Here is a 19,195-nt window from a genome sequence, read left to right as displayed (position 1 = left end):
CCCTCTGCACCCTGACAAAAGTCAAATAAATGACTTTCAGTTCCGTCTTTTTATTTTTTGTTACAGCTCAGTTGCAAAACAGAAGATTACCTAATAAACGCTGGCCGTCTACAGTCAAGATATTGGCGACAACCCCCTAGCGCACGGCCTTTTCCGGGCATGTGAACCCTTGCAGCCGTTACCAGGCAGCTTCTGCTTACACATGAAAATCTGTTCACCATTGAAACCACTGGCGCCGCGCCCCATCTAAGCCACATACCCAATTGCGCAGGTGCCCCATGAGCGACCAGCAAGCGTTTCCGGACAATACAACCGAGTACACCGATGTAGAACACACTGAATCCGAACACCAACCCCACTCTGGAGGGACTGAATTGGCATTGCCGGAGCAGAATCTGCCGGACAAGGTTTACATCATCCCGATCCACAATCGGCCGTTCTTCCCGGCACAAGTGCTGCCGGTCATCGTCAATGAAGAACCCTGGGCCGAAACCCTGGAACTGGTCAGCAAATCCCCTCATCACTCCCTGGCGCTGTTTTTTGTCGACACGCCTCCTGATGACCCTCGTCATTTCGACACCAAAAGCCTCCCTGAATACGGCACGCTGGTAAAAGTGCATCACGCCAGCCGCGAAAACGGCAAACTGCAGTTCGTGGCCCAGGGCCTGAGCCGCGTGCGTATCAGCATGTGGCTCAAGCACCACCGCCCGCCGTATCTGGTTGAGGTCGAGTACCCGCAGCAGCCCAAGGAGCCCACCGACGAGGTGAAGGCCTACGGCATGGCCCTGATCAATGCGATCAAGGAACTGCTGCCGCTCAACCCGCTGTACAGCGAAGAGCTGAAAAACTACCTCAACCGTTTTAGCCCAAATGATCCGTCGCCGCTGACTGATTTCGCAGCGGCGCTCACCTCGGCCACCGGTAACGAGCTGCAACAGGTACTCGATTGCGTGCCGATGCTCAAGCGCATGGAAAAAGTCCTGCCCATGCTGCGCAAGGAAGTCGAGGTAGCGCGCCTGCAAAAAGAGATTTCAGCCGAAGTTAACCTCAAGATCGGCGAACATCAGCGCGAGTTCTTCCTCAAGGAACAACTCAAGGTGATCCAGCAGGAACTCGGCCTGACCAAGGACGATCGCAGCGCCGATATCGAGCAGTTCAAGCAGCGCCTTGAAGGCAAGACGCTGCCGGTCCAGGCGCAAAAGCGCATTGATGACGAGCTCAACAAACTGTCGATCCTGGAAACCGGGTCGCCGGAATACGCCGTTACCCGCAACTATCTGGACTGGGCTTCGGCGCTGCCGTGGGGCGTGCTGGGGCAGGACAAACTTGACCTCAAGCACGCGCGCAAAGTGCTCGACGCCCACCACGCGGGGCTCGATGACATTAAAGAGCGCATCCTCGAATTCCTCGCCGTGGGTGCCTACAAAGGCTCGGTCAGCGGTTCGATCGTGCTGCTGGTGGGCCCGCCGGGCGTGGGTAAAACCAGTATCGGCAAGTCGATTGCCGAATCGCTGGGCCGTCCGTTCTATCGCTTCAGTGTCGGCGGCATGCGCGACGAGGCCGAGATCAAGGGTCATCGCCGCACCTACATTGGCGCCCAGCCGGGCAAGCTGGTGCAGGCGCTCAAGGATGTCGAAGTGATGAACCCGGTGATCATGCTCGACGAGATCGACAAGATGGGCCAGAGCTTCCAGGGCGACCCGGCCTCGGCCCTGCTCGAAACCCTGGACCCGGAACAGAACGTCGACTTCCTCGACCATTACCTCGACCTGCGCCTGGACCTGTCCAAGGTGCTGTTTGTGTGTACCGCCAACACCCTGGACTCGATCCCCGGCCCGTTGCTCGACCGTATGGAAGTGATCCGCCTTTCGGGCTATATCACTGAAGAGAAAGTCGCGATCGCCAAGCGCCACCTGTGGCCCAAACAGCTCGAAAAGGCTGGTGTGGCCAAAGACAAGCTGAGCATCAGCGACAGCGCCCTGCGCGCCGTGATTGACGGTTATGCCCGCGAAGCCGGGGTGCGCCAGCTGGAAAAACAGCTGGGCAAACTGGTGCGCAAGGCCGTGGTCAAGTTGCTTGCCGACCCCAAAGCCGTGATCAAAATCGGCCCCAAAGACCTCGAAGCCTCGCTGGGCATGCCGGTGTTCCGTAACGAACAGGTGATCAGCGGCACCGGGGTGATAACCGGCCTGGCCTGGACCAGCATGGGGGGCGCGACGTTGCCAATCGAGGCAACCCGCATTCACACCCTCAATCGCGGCTTCAAGCTGACCGGGCAACTGGGCGAAGTTATGAAAGAGTCAGCTGAAATCGCCTACAGCTATATCAGCTCCAACCTGAAGCAATTTGGCGGCGACCCCAAGTTCTTCGATGAGGCGTTTGTCCACCTGCATGTGCCAGAAGGCGCTACGCCGAAAGATGGCCCAAGCGCGGGCGTGACGATGGCCAGTGCCCTGCTGTCGCTGGCGCGCAATCAGCCACCGAAAAAGGGCATCGCCATGACCGGCGAACTGACCCTGACCGGGCATGTATTGCCGATTGGTGGCGTGCGCGAAAAAGTAATTGCGGCGCGCAGGCAGAAAATCAACGAACTGATCCTGCCGGAACCGAACCGTGGTCACTTCGAAGAACTGCCCGATTATCTGAAAGAAGGCATCACCGTACACTTTGCCAAGCGCTTTACCGATGTGGCCAAGGTGCTGTTTTAAAACTGTTTGTTGGCCCTGACTGGCCCGGGATGGCTTCACCGCGATCCAACAGGCCAGTTGGGCTGCCAGCATCGGAACTCGCACATTGGATCCAAAATACCGCGCAAGTCGCCAACTAGACACGTCTACTGTCATTTATGACAGTAGACGATTGCCCATTTCCCATCCTTAATAGAGACAATTCCCACAAAAATAATGCAGGAAAAGAATATGGCACTTCATCATCCTGTATATGAGAACCCGGATGTCCTGAGAATCAAGGAGTCAGGACAAAAAATCTTCAATCCCAGAACCCGGGGAGAACTCAAGGCCGAGCTGCTGGACCGTCCTGCATTTACCGCGCAGGAAATGACCTTTGCCAGCAGCCAGAAAAAAATCGTCATTACCGGCGAGTTCGATGACTTTGGCTCAACGGCTTATCGTGCGGTGGCTTTCACGCTGGATATCAATATCCAGTCGGGCATCTACCTGTTCAAAAAAGACGAGCACGGCCCCATCCAGTCCATGTCCTATATCGAATGCGTTGAAGTCGATGGTCGCCAGGTCTATCACTTGAACCAGGCCGATGTTGGCACCCTGCACCTGAGTGTGGTCGAGAGTTGCTACAGCGCCCGCCTGTTCACAATGGAAGGCCTTGACCACAACGGCAACAGCATGGAGATGTGCGGCGACTTCAGCATCAGCCCGCCCCACGCCTCGTTCTGATCGGCAGTCGAGCAATGGCGAAGCGCCCGTCATGGGGTATGCTGCGCCATTGTGTTTGCCTGACCGGAGCTTTCAATGCCCCCTGTACGCCTTATCCCCCTGCTCGGCCTCAGCCTGCTGACAGCCTGTGCCCAACAGCCTGCACACAACGTTACCCTCGAAGACCAAAGTGACTGCCCCCAGCAACTGCATGTGGGCCAGCAACTGATCCTGTCGTTGCCCAGCAACCCCACTACCGGCTACCGCTGGGCCATCCAGGACTCGGCGGGCGGCGTGCTGCGAAGCCTCGGACCGGAGGTTTATACCAGCAGCGACAACGGCCAGTTACTGGGCAGCGGCGGTCAATCGACCTGGCGTTTCCAGGTGTTTGCCGCCGGCAGCGGGCGCCTGCGCCTGACCTCTCAGCAACCGTGGGAACCCGAAGCCGAACCCGCGCAGGTGTTCGACTGCCCGATCACGGTGAACTGATATGCCGTGGCTGATCCTTGCGAGCATGGGCGCCGCCACCTACCTCTACGGCGTCAGCACCCACGCCCTGCTGCTGTGCCTGCTGAGCAAACCGTTGCCGGTACTGGCATTGCTCGGCTGGTTGCAGGATGCCCCGGCCAGCCCTTATCGACGCTGGATCAGCATCGGCCTGCTGTGCTCATTGCTGGGCGACATTCTGCTGGCCTGGCCGGTGGACCTGTTTGTCTATGGCCTGGGTGCGTTTCTGTTGGCCCATCTGGCCTATCTCAAGGCCTACCTTGTGGACTGTCGCCGCCCGGCCGTGCCGGCATTGGCCCCGGCACTGCTGGCAGGGGTGGGCCTGTTCAGCATGATGGCAGCCAAAGGCCTGGGGGATTTGCTGATCCCGGTGGCGGTTTACGCCCTGGCCATCAGCGCCATGCTGTGGCGCGCCCTGGCTCGCCTGGGCAGCAGCGTGGCCAAACGTTCGGCCTGGCTGGCTGCGGCAGGCGCCCTGGCATTTGTGGTCTCGGACAGCCTGATTGGCATCGATCGCTTTGTGCAGCCGTTCGCCGCCGCGCCCTACCTGATCATCCTCAGTTACTGGCTGGGCCAGTGGGGTATCGCCGCCTCGACGTTCAGCCAGGGCAGGCGCTGAACGGTTTATCAGACAGACCGCGCATCCCGGCGCCAACTTGGCTAAAATGCCGCCCCTTTTAGAATTTCCAGCGCCGGAACCGTCGTGAGCAAAGAACCTGACCGTATATTCGCCCAGCCCCTGGCCCAGGTGCCGGACTTCGCCTTTAACGAAGACGTGGTGCGGGTGTTCCCGGACATGATCAAGCGCTCGGTGCCCGGCTACCCGACCATCGTCGAGAACCTCGGCGTGCTCGCCGCCCAGTTCGCCCGGCCCGACAGCGTGCTGTACGACCTGGGCTGCTCACTGGGTGCGGTGACCCAGGCCCTGCGCCGCCATGTGCGCACGGACGGCTGCAAGGTGATTGCCGTGGACAACTCGGCGGCGATGGTCGAGCGCTGCCGCGAATACCTCAACGGGCAGAACTCGATGTTTCAGGAGCTGCTGCCGGTCGAGGTGATCGAGGGCGATATCCTGGCGCTGGAATTTGAACCTGCCTCGGTGGTGGCGCTGAATTTCACCCTGCAATTTATCGCCCCTGAACAGCGCCTGGCGCTGCTGGGCCGTATCCGTCAGTCGCTGCTGCCGGGCGGCGCCCTGATCCTCTCGGAAAAGCTGCGTTTCAGCGATCCCGAAGAGCACGGGCTGCTCACCGACCTGCATGTGGCCTTCAAGCGGGCCAACGGCTACAGCGAGCTGGAAATCGCGCAAAAGCGCAGCGCCATCGAAAACGTCATGAAGCCCGACAGCCTCGAAGAACACCGCGAGCGCCTGCTGGCGGCCGGGTTCTCGAAAGTCGTGCCGTGGTTCCAGTGTCTTAATTTTGCCTCGTTGATTGCCTTGCCATGATTGATCTGTCCCCTCTTGCCCGGCGTCTGGCCGGCACTCCACTGGCTGAATGGGCCAACACCCTGCAAGCCCAGCTCGACGTAAAAATGGAAAAAGGCCACGGCGACCTGGAGCGCTGGCAAAGCGCGCTGGATGCCTTGCCCGATGTCAAACCGAGCCAAATCGACCTGTTGAATGGCCTGACCCTGGACACCGACTGCGACGACGCCACCCGAGCGCAGATGCGCGAGGCCCTGATGGGCCTGTCGCCGTGGCGCAAAGGCCCGTTCGACCTGTTTGGCGTACACGTCGACACCGAATGGCACTCGGACTGGAAGTGGTCACGGGTTGCGCCGCATATCGACCTCAAGGGCAAGCGCATCCTCGATGTGGGTTGCGGCAACGGCTACTACATGTGGCGCATGCTCGGCGCCGGCGCGCACAGCGTGATTGGCGTGGACCCCAACTGGCTGTTCTTCTGCCAGTTCCAGGCCGTGCAACGCTTTTTGCAACAGGAAGCGGCGTGGCACCTGCCCTTCCCGTTCGAAGACCTGCCGCCGAACCTGGAAGGCTTCGACACCGTATTTTCCATGGGCGTGTTCTACCATCGCCGCTCGCCCATCGAGCATTTGCTGGCGCTGAAAGACTGCCTGGTCAAGGGCGGCGAACTGGTGCTGGAAACCCTGGTGATCGAAGGCGACGTGAACCAGGTGCTGGTACCGGAAGACCGTTACGCGCAAATGCGCAACGTGTGGTTCCTGCCCTCGATCCCGGCGCTGGAGCGCTGGTTGCGCCGTGCCGGTTTCAGCGATGTACGCTGCGTGGACGTGAGCGTCACCACGGTTGAAGAGCAGCGTGCCACCGAGTGGATGAAATACCAGTCGCTGAGCGACTACCTGGACCCCAACGACCACAGCAAAACCATCGAAGGCCTGCCGGCGCCGATGCGGGCGGTCATAGTCGCGAAGAAGTAACACACACCCTTCACCCCTGTGGGAGCGGGCTTGCTCGCGATGCAGACGCCTCGATATGTTTGATACACCGAGGTGATGCTATCGCGAGCAAGCCCGCTCCCACAGGTTCAGCGTGCCCTTCTGGCCTTGAAGAACTCGCTGAGGATCGCCCCGCACTCGTCAGCCAACACCCCGCCTTCATACAACACCCGGTGATTCAGAAAGCCCTGGGTAAAAAACTGCCCCTGGCTTTGGACAATCCCGGCCTTGGGCTCCAGCGCCCCGTACACCACCCGCGCCACCCGCGAATGCACGATCAGCCCCGCACACATGCTGCACGGCTCCAGCGTCACATACAGTGTGCTGCCCGGCAGCCGGTAGTTGTTGACGGCCGTGGCGGCGGCGCGAATGGCCATCATCTCGGCATGGGCGCTGGGGTCGCTGCCGCTGATCGGGCAGTTGAAGCCACGGCCAATGATTTCACCGTCCTGCACCAGCACCGCGCCTACCGGCACTTCGCCCAGTGCCGCCCCCTGGGCCGCCAGGGCCAGGGCTTCACGCATAAAGTCTTGATCGCGGCTGCGGTCGATGATCCGGGGTTGACGCCCTTGTCGCATCAGGAAACCTCAATAGCGGCCATCAGGCCGGTTTCCATGTGATCAATCACATGGCAGTGGAACATCCACACGCCAGGATTATCCGCCACCAGCGCCACGCGGGCACGTTCGTTTTTGCCCAGCAGGTAGGTGTCGGTGAAATACGGGATGATCTTTTTGCGGTTGGACGCCAGCACCTTGAAGCTCATGCCGTGCAAATGGATGGGGTGTTGGTACTGGGTCATGTTCTTCAACTCGAAGATATAGCTCTGCCCCAGCTTGAGTTTGGCAATCGGCCGGTCGGCGCAGGTCTTGTCCTTGATATCCCAGGCCACGCCGTTGATCTGCCACAGGCTCGGCGGCTGATCGGGGCCCAGGTCGTCGGACACCGAACCCACCCACTCGAAGTTGAAGTTGATCTTCTCGGCATTCGCCACGTCAGGCTCGGCAATCGGGTTGGCGGGCAATGCCGGCGGCCACTCACCCGGTGCATCGGTGCTGGCAACCGAACGCAAGGTGCCCAGGCGCACCGGGCCGTCACGCAACGACAGTTCCTCGCCTGCGGCCGGAGCCTTGATCCCCAGGCAAATGCGCATGCCCGGGCCCAGCCAGTAGTCCTTGCCCAGCGGCCGTGGCGCGATGGGGTTGCCGTCCAGGGCGTAGATCATGGCCTCGGCGCCCGGGATATTCAGGCGATAGGTCAGGGTGTTGTCGAGGTTGAGGATGCGCACGCGGGTGATCTGCCCGGCAGGCAAGTCGATGGTCGGCACATGGCTGCCATTGATCGTCGACAGCCGCCCCGCCGTACCGCCACGCGCCGCCTCGCGGGTGATGCTGAACGGCAGGAAGGCACCCTCTTCGTCCACATGCCAGTTCTTGATACTCAGGGTACGCTCGTGCTTGAAGCCGGTAGGCTCGCGCTCTTCGACAATCAGCGGGCCGACCAGGCCACGGCCCAGTTCTTCGCTGCTGTTGACGTGGGGGTGATACCAGTAGCTGCCCGCATCGGGCACGCGGAACTTGTAATCGAAGTATTCACCCGGCAATACCGGTAATTGCGAGACGTAGGGCACGCCGTCCATTTCCAGGGGCAGGCGGATACCGTGCCAGTGGATGGTGGTCGCCACCGGCAGGTGGTTGATAAAGCGCACTCGCAGCCATTCACCCTGGCGCACCCGCAGCTCGGTGCCGGGCGCCGAAGGGCCAAAGGCCCAGGCCTGGGTGATATGACCAGGCACCAGTTCGACGTCCAGTGGCGCACTGATCAGCTCGTAATCATGGCCGGCGTTCTCGGCGGCCACCTTGCCCAGCCAGTAACGTGAAGCGCCTCCTGCGCCAACACCCACCACTACCAGGCCGGCCAGACCACCGAGTATTTGTCGACGGGTAAAGGACATGGATTCAACTACCTCTCGTATCCGGCGCGGGCGTTGGGCCCGCAAAAGGCGAATACGATACACCTGCAGTTGCGAAACAGTAAGGGCGGGGTGGCGAAGGGTCACAGTCGGCAGGCAAACACCCCCCCTGTGGGAGCGGGCTTGCTCGCGATGGGATCACTGCGGTGTTACAGGTACACCGCAGCGCTGTTATCGCGAGCAAGCCCGCTCCCACCCAAGGGCCGTTGGACTGGGTCTTACACCCCCACCACCAAATGCACCACCCCGCCCGGCAGGCTCAAGATGCCCGGCACCCCCGCCACACGCAGGGCTTGCGGATCCAGGCGGGTGATATCGGCCAGCTCCACACGGATCCGGGTCAAGGCCACCCGCTGTTCGGTCTTGATATTGCCGGCACCGCCCAGCGCGGCCAGCACCGTTTTATCCAGGGTCGACGCCGGTTTGCCAGGCTCATCGGCCACCAGATCGGGGGTCAGGGCCTTCCAGAAGGCTTTGAGCACTTTATCGAACATATTCAATACTCCAACTCGGTCATGGGTTGCACCATTGACTGCAAGGCAGCCCGCACCTGCCCTGCACACTCCAGGCCGAGCACGCGCTGCGTCAGGGCCTGACATTCGGCATAATCCAGCTGCCGAACCCGCGCCTTGATACTCGGAACCAAGGGCACGCTCACCGATAACTCATCCACCCCCAGCCCCAGCAACACTGGCACCGCCAGCGTCTCGGAGGCCAGCGCGCCACATACCCCCACCCATTTGCCGTGGGCATGGGCGGCCTTGACGGTGCTGGCGATCAAGCGCAATACCGCCGGGTGCAGGCTGTCGGCCTGGCTGGCCAGACGTGGATGGTCACGGTCCATCGCCAGGGTGTACTGGGTCAGGTCGTTGGTGCCAATTGAGAAAAAATCGACCTCGGGGGCAAACAGGTCCGCCATCAACGCCGCAGCCGGTACTTCGATCATGATCCCCAGCTTGGGCAGGGTCGTGATCCCCAGCGCCAGCGCCTGCTCCTCGAGCAACTGGCGGGCCATGCGCAACTCGGACAACTGCGTGACCATCGGCAACATGATATGCAGGCGAGTCAGGTCGGCGCTGGCCAGAATCGCGCTGAACTGCTCACGCAACAGTTGCGGGCGATCCAGGCACAGGCGGATCCCGCGCAGGCCCAAAAACGGGTTGGCCTCATGCTCCATCGGCACATAGGCCAGGGGCTTGTCACCGCCCACATCCAGGGTGCGCACCACCAGGTTGTGCCCGGTACCCACGGCGCGGGCAATGGCACTGTAGGTGGCAACCTGCTCGGCATGGCCGGGGGCGCTGCTGCGCTCCAGATAGAGAAACTCGGAGCGCAGTAGACCAACCCCTTCTGCGCCCAGGTTCACCGCTTGCTCGGCCTCGGCCAGGGAGGCGATATTGGCGCTGACTTCGATGCGCACCCCGTCCAGGGTACAGGCCGGCAGTGCCGCCTGTTGCAAATCCTGCTGCTGGCGCTGGTGCTCAAAGGCACGCCGGGCTGTGAGCTGCTGGACCCGTTGCGGATCCGGTTGCAGATGCAACTGCCCCTGATCCGCATCAAGCAACACCGCCGTACCGTTGGCCAGCGCCAGCACCTGCGGTGACATGCCGCAAAGCGCCGGCAAGCCCAGTGCCCGGGCCAGAATCGCCACATGACTGGTGGCACCGCCACCGACCGTGGCAAAGCCTGCGACCTTGCGGGTATCCAGAGTTGCGGTCTGCGACGGGGTCAGTTGTTCGGCAATCAGGATGGCCTGTTCCGGCAACTCCAGCGCGCTGTCTTGCACCCCGAGGATCAGCTTGAGCACGCGCTGGCCAACGTCCTCCAGATCCAGCGCCCGCTCGGCCAACAGGCGGTTGCCCAGGCCCTTGAACAGGGTGGCCGTTTCATGGGTAGCGTCTTGCCAGGCGAAGGCTGCGCTCTTGCCCTGCTCGATCAACCCGAAGGCCTGCTCCAGCAAGCCCGGGTCTTCCAGCAACTCCTGGTGGGCCTTGAAAATCTCGCCTTGCGCCTTGCCCGCCGCGTTGTCACACAACACTTGCAACTGCGCCGAGGCATTTGCCAACGCCTGTTGCAACTGCTCGCGCTCGCGGGGCTGGTCGGTTGCCAGTTCGCTGATCTGCAACGCACTTGCGGTCAGCTGCACCACATGCCCGAATGCCGAGCCAGGTGATGCACAGACACCACGCCACTCTTCACTGGCTTCAGGTTCAGGCGCTGCCACCGGTGCGGCTTCGACCGCTGCAACGGCGACCGTCTCACCGCAGCCGCTCGCCAGCAGTTCGCCCAGTACCTTGAGTGCTTGCCCGGCGTCAGGGCCGCTGGCACTGAGGTGAACGCTGTCACCGCACACCGTCTGCAGGGCCATGATCGCTACCAGCGACTTGGCATTGGCGCTCTGGCCCTGCTTGTGCAATTGGATGGTGGCCGCAAAGCCTTTCGCCGCCTGGGCCAATACTGCTGCAGGACGGGCATGCAAGCCGTTGGGATTGGGCAGAAGCTGCGGCTGCGAGTGCTGTGCGCTGCCGGTTTGCGCCTCGGTTTGCGCCGGGGCCTGCTGCAGTTGCAGGCGCAGCAGCGGCTGGCCGGTTTCGACCAGAACGCTACCCGCCGACGGGGCCACAAAGGGTTCGCCGCTCACCACCAGCATCAGGGTCAACAAACTGCGGGCATGCAGGGCGATGTAGTCGGCATCGAACTCGATCAACGCCTGCCCCGCGGTCACCTGCTGGCCCTCCTCGACCAGCGCGGTGAAGCCCTTGCCGCCCAAATTTACCGTATCCAGACCGATATGCAGCAACACCTGCACACCGTCGGCCGCCGTGATGCTGATGGCGTGGCCGGTGTGCTGCAGGTTGCTGACCACCCCGGCCAGCGGCGCACAGAGCACCTGCGATGTCGGGTCGATACACAGGCCGTCGCCAATCAGGCGACTGGCAAACACCGGGTCGGGCACGTTATCCAGCGCCATCAACACACCGGACAACGGTGCCAGCAATTCCACTTGTGGGGATGTGACCATGACTTCACCTGCAGTTGATTCAGTTAAATGCCGATGGAGCGCGAGCCCCGACAGCTCGCTTACTTCCACCAGTACTCGACTTGCAAACCGGCGTTGGAACCGTGTCGGGCCGAGCCGAATGCACCGCTGTCGGACAGCGCCGAGCCGGCGTCGAACTCATTGGCCGCACGTTGCGCGGCGGCGTTCCAGCTGGCATAGGTGTAATACAGGCGCACTTCCGGGCGCGCCCAGAACCCAGGGCCCTTGGGTGACCAGGTGGGCGCAAAGGTGAACTTGCTCAGCTTGCGCGTACCGTCTGCGGCCTTGACCTGGTCATGGCCCAGCTCAGTGACCAGCTTGAACTGCTCGCTGATCGCATAGGTGGGGCGCACGCCCAACGACAGCCACTCCTGATTGCCGCCGTCGGGGCGAAAATCCTTCTGGTACACCGCCTCGACCTGCCCACCGAAACGCGGTGTCACTTGCCAGTCGAAAAACTCGACAATCCGGTAGCGCTTGCTGCTGTTATCCAGACGAAAGTCGCCGGTATAACCCAGGCCGGTGCCCGACCCTTCGCCGTACTGCACGGCAAATTTGTTCTTGCCCCCCAGGAACTCGCTTTGCACATGCTGCGCGGTAATGGCCCAGCCACTGTGGGCATCGGTGCGCTCGGGCTTGTCCAGATAACTGAGGCCCAACTCCAGCTGACCGCCAGGGTTGGTGTTGAAACCGGCGACGTTGAAGTCGTGACGGGTGACGTAGTTTTCCTGGTAGAGGTTGTCCTTGCGCGACAGGGCGTAGCTGTATTTCAGGCCGCCGATCAACACGTCCTCGATACCGGCACCGGTCGCACTCTGGTTCCAGTAGTAGAAGTCGGAAATATGGATGTCGTTACGCTTGTAGTAACGACGCCCGGCCCACAGCGAACCGCCGTTGAGGCTCGGCAGATTGGACCATTGCGCATACAACTGCGGCAGGCGTGCCGAACCGTTGTCCCCCTGAAACGTCAGCTGGCGATCGTACTGGTTGTACAGCGAGGCCATGCCATCGACGCTCAGCACCGAGCCATCGTCGAAGCTGTAGACGTCCTGGCGCAGTTCCAGCTCGGCGTATTGTTCGCACTCGTTGCCCAACCGGTACTTGGCCTCGGCACCGGGCAGCTTGAAGCAGGATTGCTTGCCGCCGTTGAGCGAGTTGCCCACGCCACTGCGCAGGTACCCGGCAAACTCCAGGGCGTTGGCCGACAACGGAGCCAGCAGGCACAGGCTGGCGATACAAATGCTGTGGTTGAGTGAGGATTTCATTGCACGACCTTTTTTATTGTTATGTGATTACAGCCATATATCTGTGGGAGCGGGCTTGCCCGCGATGGTCACACCGTGTTGGTTCAGGCCTGTCGAGTTGCCTGAATCGCGAGCAAGCCCGCTCCCACAGAGGAATCCAGCTTCAGGTGTTCAGGTGCAGCACGAAAGACTCATACGGCCGCAGCGAGATCCTGTTGCTGCGCACCGGGCAATCGTCGTAGTTGCTGATCAGCCGCCGCTGGCTCATGTCCGCATCAATCACCCCTTGCGGCAATTCGAAGTCGCAGGGCGTGCCGTAGAAGTTGTTGATCACCAGCAGACGCTCGCCATCGCCCTCACGCACATAGACCCACACCTGCTTGTGCTCGGGCAACAACAGACGGTATTCACCGTGTTGCAGCAACGGCTCTGCGCGACGCAAGGCGATCAAGTGACGGTAGTGATGCAGCACCGAAGCCGGGTCATTGCGCTGGTCTTCAACGTTGATAAACGCCGCGTTGGCAGGGATGCCAAGCCACGGCTCGGCGCTGCTGAAACCAGCGTTGAGCTGAGGGGCCCATTGCATCGGCGTGCGGCCGTTGTCCCGCGACTTTTGCTTGATCGCAGCCATGCACTCGTCGTGAGGCACACCGGCTTCACGCTTGAGTCGATAGATATTCAGGGTTTCGACATCGCGGTACTGCTCGATATGTTCGAACCCCGGGTTGGTCATGCCGATTTCTTCGCCCTGGTAGACATAGGGCGTGCCTTGCAGAAAGTGCAGCGCGGTGGCGAGCATCTTGGCCGAGACCACGCGATGTTCGCCGTCATCACCAAAACGCGAGACCACGCGGGGCTGGTCGTGGTTACACCAGAACAGCGCATTCCAGCCGCCACCCGCCTGCATGCCGGTTTGCCAGTGTGACAGGATGCCCTTGAGCTGCAGGAAGTCGAAATCAGCCCGCAGCCACTTTTGCATGTTCGGGTAATCGACCTTCAGGTGATGGAAGTTGAAGGTCATCGACAGCTCCTCGCTGTCGGGCCGCGAATAACGGATGCAGTGCTCAAGGCTGGTGGACGACATCTCGCCGACGCTGACCAGATCGTGGCCGGCAAACACTTCGCGGTGCATCTCCTGCAAGTACTCATGCACGTTGGGGCCGTCGGTGTAGAAGCGACGGCCGTCGCTGTCATCCTGGGGGAAGTGCGCCGGCTTGGAGATCAGGTTGATCACGTCCAGGCGGAAACCGCCCACGCCCTTGTCCCGCCAAAAACACATCAGTTTGTAGACCTCGGCGCGCACCTTGGGGTTGTCCCAGTTGAGGTCGGCCTGGGTGTGGTCAAACAGGTGCAGGTAGTACTGGCCGGTTTGCGCCTCGTATTCCCAGGCCGAGCCGCCGAACTTGGATTCCCAGTTGTTTGGCTGGTCGCGCCAGATATAGAAGTCGCGGTACGGGTTGTCGAGGCTGCTGCGCGCCTGCTGGAACCATTCGTGCTCGATGGAGGTGTGGTTGACCACGATATCGAGCATCAGCTTGAGGCCGCGGGCACCGGCTTCGCGGATCAGCAACTCGCAATCGGCCATGCTGCCGTAGCTCGGGTCGATGGCGTAGTAATCGCTGATGTCATAGCCGTTGTCGCGCTGGGGCGAGCGTAAAAACGGCGTCAGCCACAGGTAGTCCACACCCAGCCATTGCAGGTAGTCGAGCTTGTCGACCACCCCGAGCAAGTCACCGGTGGCGTTGCCCGCGTGGCTGTAAAAACTTTTTGGGTAGATCTGATAGATCACCGAGCGCTGCCAGTCTTGCATGAAAGAATCCTGCTCAATGGGCTCTGTAGTCGCTGCCGAAGGCTGCGAGCCGGTAAATGCTCGACAGCTCGCAGCCTTCGGCAGCGACTACGGGATAGGGGTTTAAACGACGCGATAACCGGGACGAATGATTTTCAGGCTCAGGGCACAGGTCAGGACAAATGGCACGACAATGGCCATCAGCATGCCGATCACAAACATCGGGATGTATTGCGGAATGATCGAGATAAAGCCGGGCAGGCCGCCAACCCCGATGGCCGAGGCCAGCACCTTGTTCAACGACAGAAAAATGCTGCCCAGCGCCGAACCGACCAGCGCCGCGTAGAACGGAAACTTGTAGCGCAGGTTGATCCCGAACATCGCAGGTTCCGTGATGCCGAAATACGCCGATACCGCAGAGGTCGAAGCCATGCTGCGCTCACGCACATTGCGGCTCATGTAGAACACGCCGAGCGCCGCGCTGCCCTGGGCCAGGTTGGACATGACAATCATTGGCCAGATAAAGGTGCCGCCGTGGTTGGCAATCAGTTGCAGGTCCACGGCAAGAAACATGTGGTGCATGCCGGTGATCACCAGGGGGGCATACAGCAAGCCGAAAATCATCCCGCCAAGCACCGGGGCCACGTCAAACAGCATGACCACGCCTTCGGTGATCAGGATGCCGAGGTGACGGGTCACCGGGCCGATGATCGCCAGCGCCAGCACGCCGGTAATGACGATGGTGGTGATGGGCACCACCAGCAGTTGAATGGCATTGGGCACCCGCGCCCGCAGCCATTTTTCGATCACGCTCATCACATAGGCGGCCAACAGGATCGGCAGAATCTGCCCCTGGTAGCCCACTTTCTCGATCTGGAACAGGCCGAGGATATTGAAGTACGGCAGGCTCTGGCCCTCCAGCCCGGCCACGGCCTTGCCGTAGTTCCAGGCATTGAGCAGGTCGGGGTGAACCAGCATCAGGCCCAGGACGATGCCGAGGATTTCGCTGCCACCAAAGCGCTTGGCCGCCGACCAGCCCACCAATGCGGGCAGGAATACGAAAGAGGTGTTGGCCATCAGGTTGATCAGGCTCCATACCCCGTCCAGTTGCGGATAGGCATCGAGCAGGGTTTTGCCGTCGATAAACATGCCCTTGGCGCCGAGCAGGTTGTTCACGCCCATCAGCAGGCCGGCAATGATCAGGGCCGGCAGGATGGGCATAAACACATCGGAGAACACGCGCACCAGACGCTGCATGGCGTTGGCCTTGTCGGCGCCCTGCTGCTTGACGTCGGCGATGGTGGCGGCGGCCAGGCCGGTCTGCTTGCGCAGGGCAGCGTAGACCTTTTCGACTTCACCGGGGCCGATCACCACCTGGTACAGGCCGCCGGTAAAGAAGGAGCCTTTGACCAGATCGATCTGGTTAAGGCTGGCGCTGTCCACCAGGCTCGGGTCTTTGAGCGCCAGGCGCAAACGCGTCACGCAATGTGCGGCCTGCTCAATGTTGGCGGCACCACCAAGGCTGTGCAACAGCTCGCTGGCGATCTGGGAGTAGTCGTGGCTCATGCGTGGTCTCCGCTTGAATTTTTATTATGGAGCGTCGCTGTGGCAGCACCGCCGAAGCAAAAAAATACTCGTCTGTACGAGTTAAAGCAACAACTGGTACAGACGAGTTGGTGATTTTTCTTCCGCGGGCTTGCGCTGCCTTCCCTCCAGCCCTTAAGGTTCCGGGCCCCGAGCCCAATCGGCATAGAGCCTTCGTCATGACCAAATACAATCAGATCTACACCGATCTGCTTGCCAGCATTACCACTGAACGCCTGGCCCGTGGTGCCCGCCTGCCGTCCGAAACCGAGTTGATGGCCAGCTACGGGGCCAGCCGCGGCACGGTGCGCAAGGCCATCGAACAACTGCAGGAGCGTGGCTTTGCCCAGAAAATCCACGGCAAGGGCACCTTTGTATTGTCATCCAGCCCGATCGAGTTCCAGTTGGGCGGCATTGTCAGTTTTCAGGAGACCTACCCGCGCCTGGGCGGCAACGTCAGTACCGAGGTAGTGGAGTTCACCCGGTTCCCGCTCGAAGGAGCGCTGTGCGAGAAGTTCGATGTTGAAGCGGGCAGCCTGATCACCCGGATCAAGCGGGTACGCCATATTGATGGCAAGCGCGTGATTCTGGACATCAACCATTTTGTCAGCGACCTGATCCCGGGGCTGGATCAGGCCATTGCCGAGCACTCGATCTATGCCTATATCGAGCAGACCCTCAACCTGCAGATCAGCTATGCCCAGCGCACCATCGAAGCGGTGCCGCGCAGCAAGGACGACCAGCAGCACCTGGACCTCGAGGGTCAGAGCCATGTGATCGTGGTGAGTAACCAGACGTTCTTGCAGGATGGGCGCCAGTTCGAGTACACCGAGTCGCGGCATACGCTGGACAAGTTCTACTTTTCGGATGTGGCGCGGCGCTGAAGCGAAAGCGCCCTCACCCCGGCCCTCTCCCACAGGGAGAGGGCCGGGGTGAGGGGCTTTTTTACTTGGCTGCAAACTTCGAACCACGCCCCCCATCAAGCTGAGCCTGCAACATCCTCCACTCCCGCACAATGATCGAGTACGGAATAAAGATGCTCACCCTCGGCGCGCCCTTCAACTCAGGCAAGGTAATCGCACTGTTCAGGCTGGTGGAATAGAAACCGGCATTGATCCCCACCACGCAACCGTCACTGGCGATCACCGGCCCACCCGACATGCCCTTGACCAGCGGCGCATCATGGATGGCATACAGGTCGCCACTGTGTTCTTCAGTGTTGCGAAAAGGCGTTTGGTACACCCGACCTTTACCCGTGGTGGTCACAAGGTAAGGGCTCACACCCACCGCCGTGATGCTCTCGCCCACGCGCGATGCACGCCATGCCGGCGAGTGGCCGTTGGCTTTGTGCTTGATAAAGACCAGATCGCAGTGGGTGCTGCAACGGTAGGCCACATTGGGAATAAACGGCGTATGCCCTGTGGTGACGGCGTAATCTTCATTCCATTGCACGGCCGAGGCCATATACATGAACGGTATGGGGAAGCCCGAAAAGACAGCAAAGTACGAGTCATTAACAGACGCCGACATGTCTGGCTTCACGAATCCGTTGCATCCTGCAGTGACAACTCCTATTAACAAGTAGGCCATGATCTTGATCATGATAAATCACCGACTTATAGGGAGGATGCAACTGGCTTTTATTGTCAGTATTTTGACTTCAGCAAAAACAGCACGCCTAACCAATTGTTTTGGTTGAAGCCTGTATTATTTATGGATGAGGTTTTAATAACGCGTATGAATCAATCGAACTAAGCTCAATTGCTTTTCGAGCAATAGCGACGTTCAAATAATTGGCGTCGAAAATTTGATAATTTCGAACACCGGCCACAAAAAAGGCGATCAACACCAAAGGTTGATCGCCTTTTTCACATCAAACCGGACTCATGCTCTTTTTTGCTGAGTCAGTTTGCGACGCCATTATTTTTTTGAACGCCAACGGTTTTGCGCTCACCGGTTGCGCTGACTTCATACACGTTCATGACCCAAGTGTCGGCGATCACGGTTTCAACCACGTAATTCTTCTTGGCTTGTGGCGTGAATTGCTGCGCAACAGGCTGCTCCTTGTCGAACGGCGTAGGCATTGGAATACCGTTGAAGGTGAACTGCTTGGCCTTGACCGTGCCTTCCACGTGCACCACTTTGTCTGCATCGACCAGCTTGCTGATGCTGTCAGTGCCACCGCCAATTCTCTTCAGATAGGCCGGTATGCGTTTGAAGTAAGCAGTGTCATAAACACGATCACCCGCGTCATCCATTCGACCGTCAGAATACCCGTACATGTAACTGACAGGGTGATCACCCTCCCCGCCGATGGTACGGAAGGTCAAGCTGGCTTGATGGTCATTCATGACCAGTGGCACGACCGGCGTTGAAGTGAGATCACCCGCCTTACGGCTACTGCAACCGGTCATCACAAGGGCGAGTGTGATTGCTAACGGAACTGCCAGATAAGTTTTCATTCGATCCTTGAACAGTCTAAGAGCAGGACCGTATGGAACCATTTGTTGAATGAAAGTTCCCTATACGATGTCGGCGCATCACACTCTACCCGCGTCAAAACCCAAGGAAGAACGCCGTGAGCACGAAGGGTCTGTTGCTGAGTTTTTGCGCTGTGTTACTGGTAGGCTGCACGGGAAGGGGCTTTCAACCGCCCCCACCGGACTTCACCAATTGGCAAAAGAGCGGGGTCTCGGTCGAGGGTGTCAAGAGTGCCATGCTCGCGTGCGGGTACCCCAATGTCGCGGGCATAGGCAACGGCTCAATCGACGCGGAATTGAAGCACTTCTATTGCATGAAAGATGCAGGCTTCAAGCGCAAGGACAATATGGATCTGTGCAAGCAAGGCCGTGTCGGCGAATCACCGGTGTGTGAAGGCCGCCGGTAACCCATTACCAAAGGAAAACAGGGAATGAACAATCTACGCAACGGACTGTATGGTGCCGCATTGGCCCTGGCGGCAACAGCACTGGGTGGTTGCGCCTCCTCGGCCGCCATCACCGGCGAACCCGGGGTCAACATGGGGGACAGCTATCAAAAGGTGCTTGAGGTGGTCAGCCGCAACAATACCGTGACCAAACAGGTGGATGGTCAAGGCTTCCGGGCCGAGGGTTACTCGGCAATGTTCAAGGACTGTCGCACCAAGTACTTCCTGTTCCAGGACGGCGATGGTTTGCAGCGCGTGTCCTATGAACCTGCACCGCATCTGTCAGTCAGCCAGAACTGCCGCCAGCCTTAACCTGCCCCTGC

General features: G+C 60.2%; 18 protein-coding genes. 9 read left to right on the top strand and 9 right to left on the bottom strand.

The window, feature by feature from the left end:
* Positions 1 to 278: 278 nt before the first annotated feature.
* From lon to cmoB, 6 genes are all read left to right on the top strand, one after another.
* On the top strand, positions 279 to 2,708 hold the full coding sequence (gene lon, locus BFC21_RS23745; RefSeq protein ID WP_088379090.1) for an endopeptidase La: 2,430 nt from the start codon (positions 279 to 281) through the stop codon (positions 2,706 to 2,708).
* Positions 2,709 to 2,918: 210 nt separating this feature from the next.
* Positions 2,919 to 3,413: a hypothetical protein gene (locus BFC21_RS23740; RefSeq protein ID WP_088379089.1), complete on the top strand. Its 495-nt coding sequence runs from the start codon at positions 2,919 to 2,921 to the stop codon at positions 3,411 to 3,413.
* A 75-nt stretch (positions 3,414 to 3,488) separates the two neighbouring features.
* Entirely contained in the window at positions 3,489 to 3,881 is a 393-nt protein-coding gene (locus BFC21_RS23735; protein WP_120266570.1) for a protease inhibitor I42 family protein, read from the top strand.
* Position 3,882: 1 nt separating this feature from the next.
* Positions 3,883 to 4,518 (top strand): lysoplasmalogenase, encoded by a 636-nt coding sequence (locus BFC21_RS23730; protein WP_120266569.1) that lies wholly within the window; start codon positions 3,883 to 3,885, stop codon positions 4,516 to 4,518.
* A gap of 84 nt (positions 4,519 to 4,602) precedes the next feature.
* The gene (gene cmoA / locus BFC21_RS23725) at positions 4,603 to 5,346 is read left to right on the top strand and encodes a carboxy-S-adenosyl-L-methionine synthase CmoA (RefSeq protein ID WP_016779647.1); all 744 of its coding nucleotides are present in this window, start codon (positions 4,603 to 4,605) and stop codon (positions 5,344 to 5,346) included.
* Entirely contained in the window at positions 5,343 to 6,299 is a 957-nt protein-coding gene (cmoB, locus tag BFC21_RS23720; protein ID WP_088379087.1) for a tRNA 5-methoxyuridine(34)/uridine 5-oxyacetic acid(34) synthase CmoB, read from the top strand. The genes cmoA and cmoB overlap by 4 nt, the downstream gene beginning before the upstream one ends.
* 107 nt (positions 6,300 to 6,406) lie before the next feature.
* On the opposite strand, the gene tadA is transcribed toward cmoB, so the two are convergent.
* From tadA to treP, 7 genes are all read right to left on the bottom strand, one after another.
* Entirely contained in the window at positions 6,407 to 6,895 is a 489-nt protein-coding gene (tadA, locus tag BFC21_RS23715; RefSeq protein ID WP_088379086.1) for a tRNA adenosine(34) deaminase TadA, read from the bottom strand.
* Positions 6,895 to 8,271, bottom strand: coding sequence for a multicopper oxidase family protein (locus BFC21_RS23710; protein WP_120266568.1), 1,377 nt, complete (start codon positions 8,269 to 8,271; stop codon positions 6,895 to 6,897). Before BFC21_RS23710 ends, tadA begins: the two co-directional genes overlap by 1 nt.
* Positions 8,272 to 8,507: 236 nt before the next feature.
* The gene (locus tag BFC21_RS23705; RefSeq protein WP_016779643.1) at positions 8,508 to 8,783 is read right to left on the bottom strand and encodes a PTS transporter subunit EIIB; all 276 of its coding nucleotides are present in this window, start codon (positions 8,781 to 8,783) and stop codon (positions 8,508 to 8,510) included.
* Between the two features lie 2 nt (positions 8,784 to 8,785).
* Positions 8,786 to 11,311, bottom strand: coding sequence for a phosphoenolpyruvate--protein phosphotransferase (ptsP, locus tag BFC21_RS23700; protein ID WP_120266567.1), 2,526 nt, complete (start codon positions 11,309 to 11,311; stop codon positions 8,786 to 8,788).
* A gap of 59 nt (positions 11,312 to 11,370) precedes the next feature.
* Positions 11,371 to 12,594 carry a carbohydrate porin gene (locus BFC21_RS23695; RefSeq protein ID WP_088379083.1) on the bottom strand — a complete coding sequence of 408 codons (1,224 nt, stop codon included), beginning with the start codon at positions 12,592 to 12,594 and terminating at the stop codon, positions 11,371 to 11,373.
* 142 nt (positions 12,595 to 12,736) lie between these two features.
* On the bottom strand, positions 12,737 to 14,383 hold the full coding sequence (gene treC / locus BFC21_RS23690; protein ID WP_088379082.1) for an alpha,alpha-phosphotrehalase: 1,647 nt from the start codon (positions 14,381 to 14,383) through the stop codon (positions 12,737 to 12,739).
* A gap of 102 nt (positions 14,384 to 14,485) precedes the next feature.
* Positions 14,486 to 15,928 (bottom strand): PTS system trehalose-specific EIIBC component, encoded by a 1,443-nt coding sequence (gene treP, locus BFC21_RS23685; RefSeq protein ID WP_120266566.1) that lies wholly within the window; start codon positions 15,926 to 15,928, stop codon positions 14,486 to 14,488.
* Between the two features lie 197 nt (positions 15,929 to 16,125).
* Between treP and treR the strand changes: the two genes are divergently transcribed.
* Positions 16,126 to 16,830, top strand: a complete 705-nt coding sequence (gene treR, locus BFC21_RS23680; RefSeq protein WP_088379081.1) for a trehalose operon repressor — start codon at positions 16,126 to 16,128, stop codon at positions 16,828 to 16,830.
* Between the two features lie 61 nt (positions 16,831 to 16,891).
* Here the strand turns inward: treR and BFC21_RS23675 are convergent, their stop codons facing one another.
* On the bottom strand, positions 16,892 to 17,548 hold the full coding sequence (locus BFC21_RS23675; protein ID WP_095004987.1) for a trypsin-like peptidase domain-containing protein: 657 nt from the start codon (positions 17,546 to 17,548) through the stop codon (positions 16,892 to 16,894).
* Between the two features lie 302 nt (positions 17,549 to 17,850).
* Positions 17,851 to 18,408 carry a hypothetical protein gene (locus BFC21_RS23670; RefSeq protein ID WP_095029221.1) on the bottom strand — a complete coding sequence of 186 codons (558 nt, stop codon included), beginning with the start codon at positions 18,406 to 18,408 and terminating at the stop codon, positions 17,851 to 17,853.
* Positions 18,409 to 18,524: 116 nt separating this feature from the next.
* On the opposite strand from BFC21_RS23670, the gene BFC21_RS23665 reads away from it, so the two are divergent.
* Together BFC21_RS23665 and BFC21_RS23660 are read left to right on the top strand one after the other, a co-directional pair.
* Positions 18,525 to 18,833, top strand: a complete 309-nt coding sequence (locus tag BFC21_RS23665) for a hypothetical protein (protein WP_120266565.1) — start codon at positions 18,525 to 18,527, stop codon at positions 18,831 to 18,833.
* A 24-nt stretch (positions 18,834 to 18,857) separates the two neighbouring features.
* Positions 18,858 to 19,184, top strand: a complete 327-nt coding sequence (locus tag BFC21_RS23660) for a hypothetical protein (RefSeq protein ID WP_088379079.1) — start codon at positions 18,858 to 18,860, stop codon at positions 19,182 to 19,184.
* Positions 19,185 to 19,195 lie beyond the last annotated feature (11 nt).

The sequence above is a fragment of the Pseudomonas sp. TMW 2.1634 genome, from assembly GCF_001703595.1.
In the GTDB taxonomy this organism is placed as follows: domain Bacteria; phylum Pseudomonadota; class Gammaproteobacteria; order Pseudomonadales; family Pseudomonadaceae; genus Aquipseudomonas; species Aquipseudomonas fragi.
The sequence above is the reverse complement of the archived record's forward strand: the minus strand, read 5'-3'. Positions and strand labels throughout refer to the sequence as shown.

Bases quoted from the DNA above. Each gene is read 5' to 3' on its own strand.
- BFC21_RS23710 (WP_120266568.1), bottom strand. From the start codon at position 8,271: ATGTCCTTTACCCGTCGACAAATACTCGGTGGTCTGGCCGGCCTGGTA.
- BFC21_RS23670 (WP_095029221.1), bottom strand. From the start codon at position 18,408: ATGAAAACTTATCTGGCAGTTCCGTTAGCAATCACACTCGCCCTTGTG.
- treC (WP_088379082.1), bottom strand. From the start codon at position 14,383: ATGCAAGACTGGCAGCGCTCGGTGATCTATCAGATCTACCCAAAAAGT.
- BFC21_RS23705 (WP_016779643.1), bottom strand. From the start codon at position 8,783: ATGTTCGATAAAGTGCTCAAAGCCTTCTGGAAGGCCCTGACCCCCGAT.
- treR (WP_088379081.1), top strand. From the start codon at position 16,126: ATGACCAAATACAATCAGATCTACACCGATCTGCTTGCCAGCATTACC.
- ptsP (WP_120266567.1), bottom strand. From the start codon at position 11,311: ATGGTCACATCCCCACAAGTGGAATTGCTGGCACCGTTGTCCGGTGTG.
- lon (WP_088379090.1), top strand. From the start codon at position 279: ATGAGCGACCAGCAAGCGTTTCCGGACAATACAACCGAGTACACCGAT.
- BFC21_RS23695 (WP_088379083.1), bottom strand. From the start codon at position 12,594: ATGAAATCCTCACTCAACCACAGCATTTGTATCGCCAGCCTGTGCCTG.
- BFC21_RS23660 (WP_088379079.1), top strand. From the start codon at position 18,858: ATGAACAATCTACGCAACGGACTGTATGGTGCCGCATTGGCCCTGGCG.
- BFC21_RS23735 (WP_120266570.1), top strand. From the start codon at position 3,489: ATGCCCCCTGTACGCCTTATCCCCCTGCTCGGCCTCAGCCTGCTGACA.
- BFC21_RS23740 (WP_088379089.1), top strand. From the start codon at position 2,919: ATGGCACTTCATCATCCTGTATATGAGAACCCGGATGTCCTGAGAATC.
- BFC21_RS23675 (WP_095004987.1), bottom strand. From the start codon at position 17,548: ATGATCAAGATCATGGCCTACTTGTTAATAGGAGTTGTCACTGCAGGA.
- cmoB (WP_088379087.1), top strand. From the start codon at position 5,343: ATGATTGATCTGTCCCCTCTTGCCCGGCGTCTGGCCGGCACTCCACTG.
- treP (WP_120266566.1), bottom strand. From the start codon at position 15,928: ATGAGCCACGACTACTCCCAGATCGCCAGCGAGCTGTTGCACAGCCTT.
- BFC21_RS23730 (WP_120266569.1), top strand. From the start codon at position 3,883: ATGCCGTGGCTGATCCTTGCGAGCATGGGCGCCGCCACCTACCTCTAC.
- tadA (WP_088379086.1), bottom strand. From the start codon at position 6,895: ATGCGACAAGGGCGTCAACCCCGGATCATCGACCGCAGCCGCGATCAA.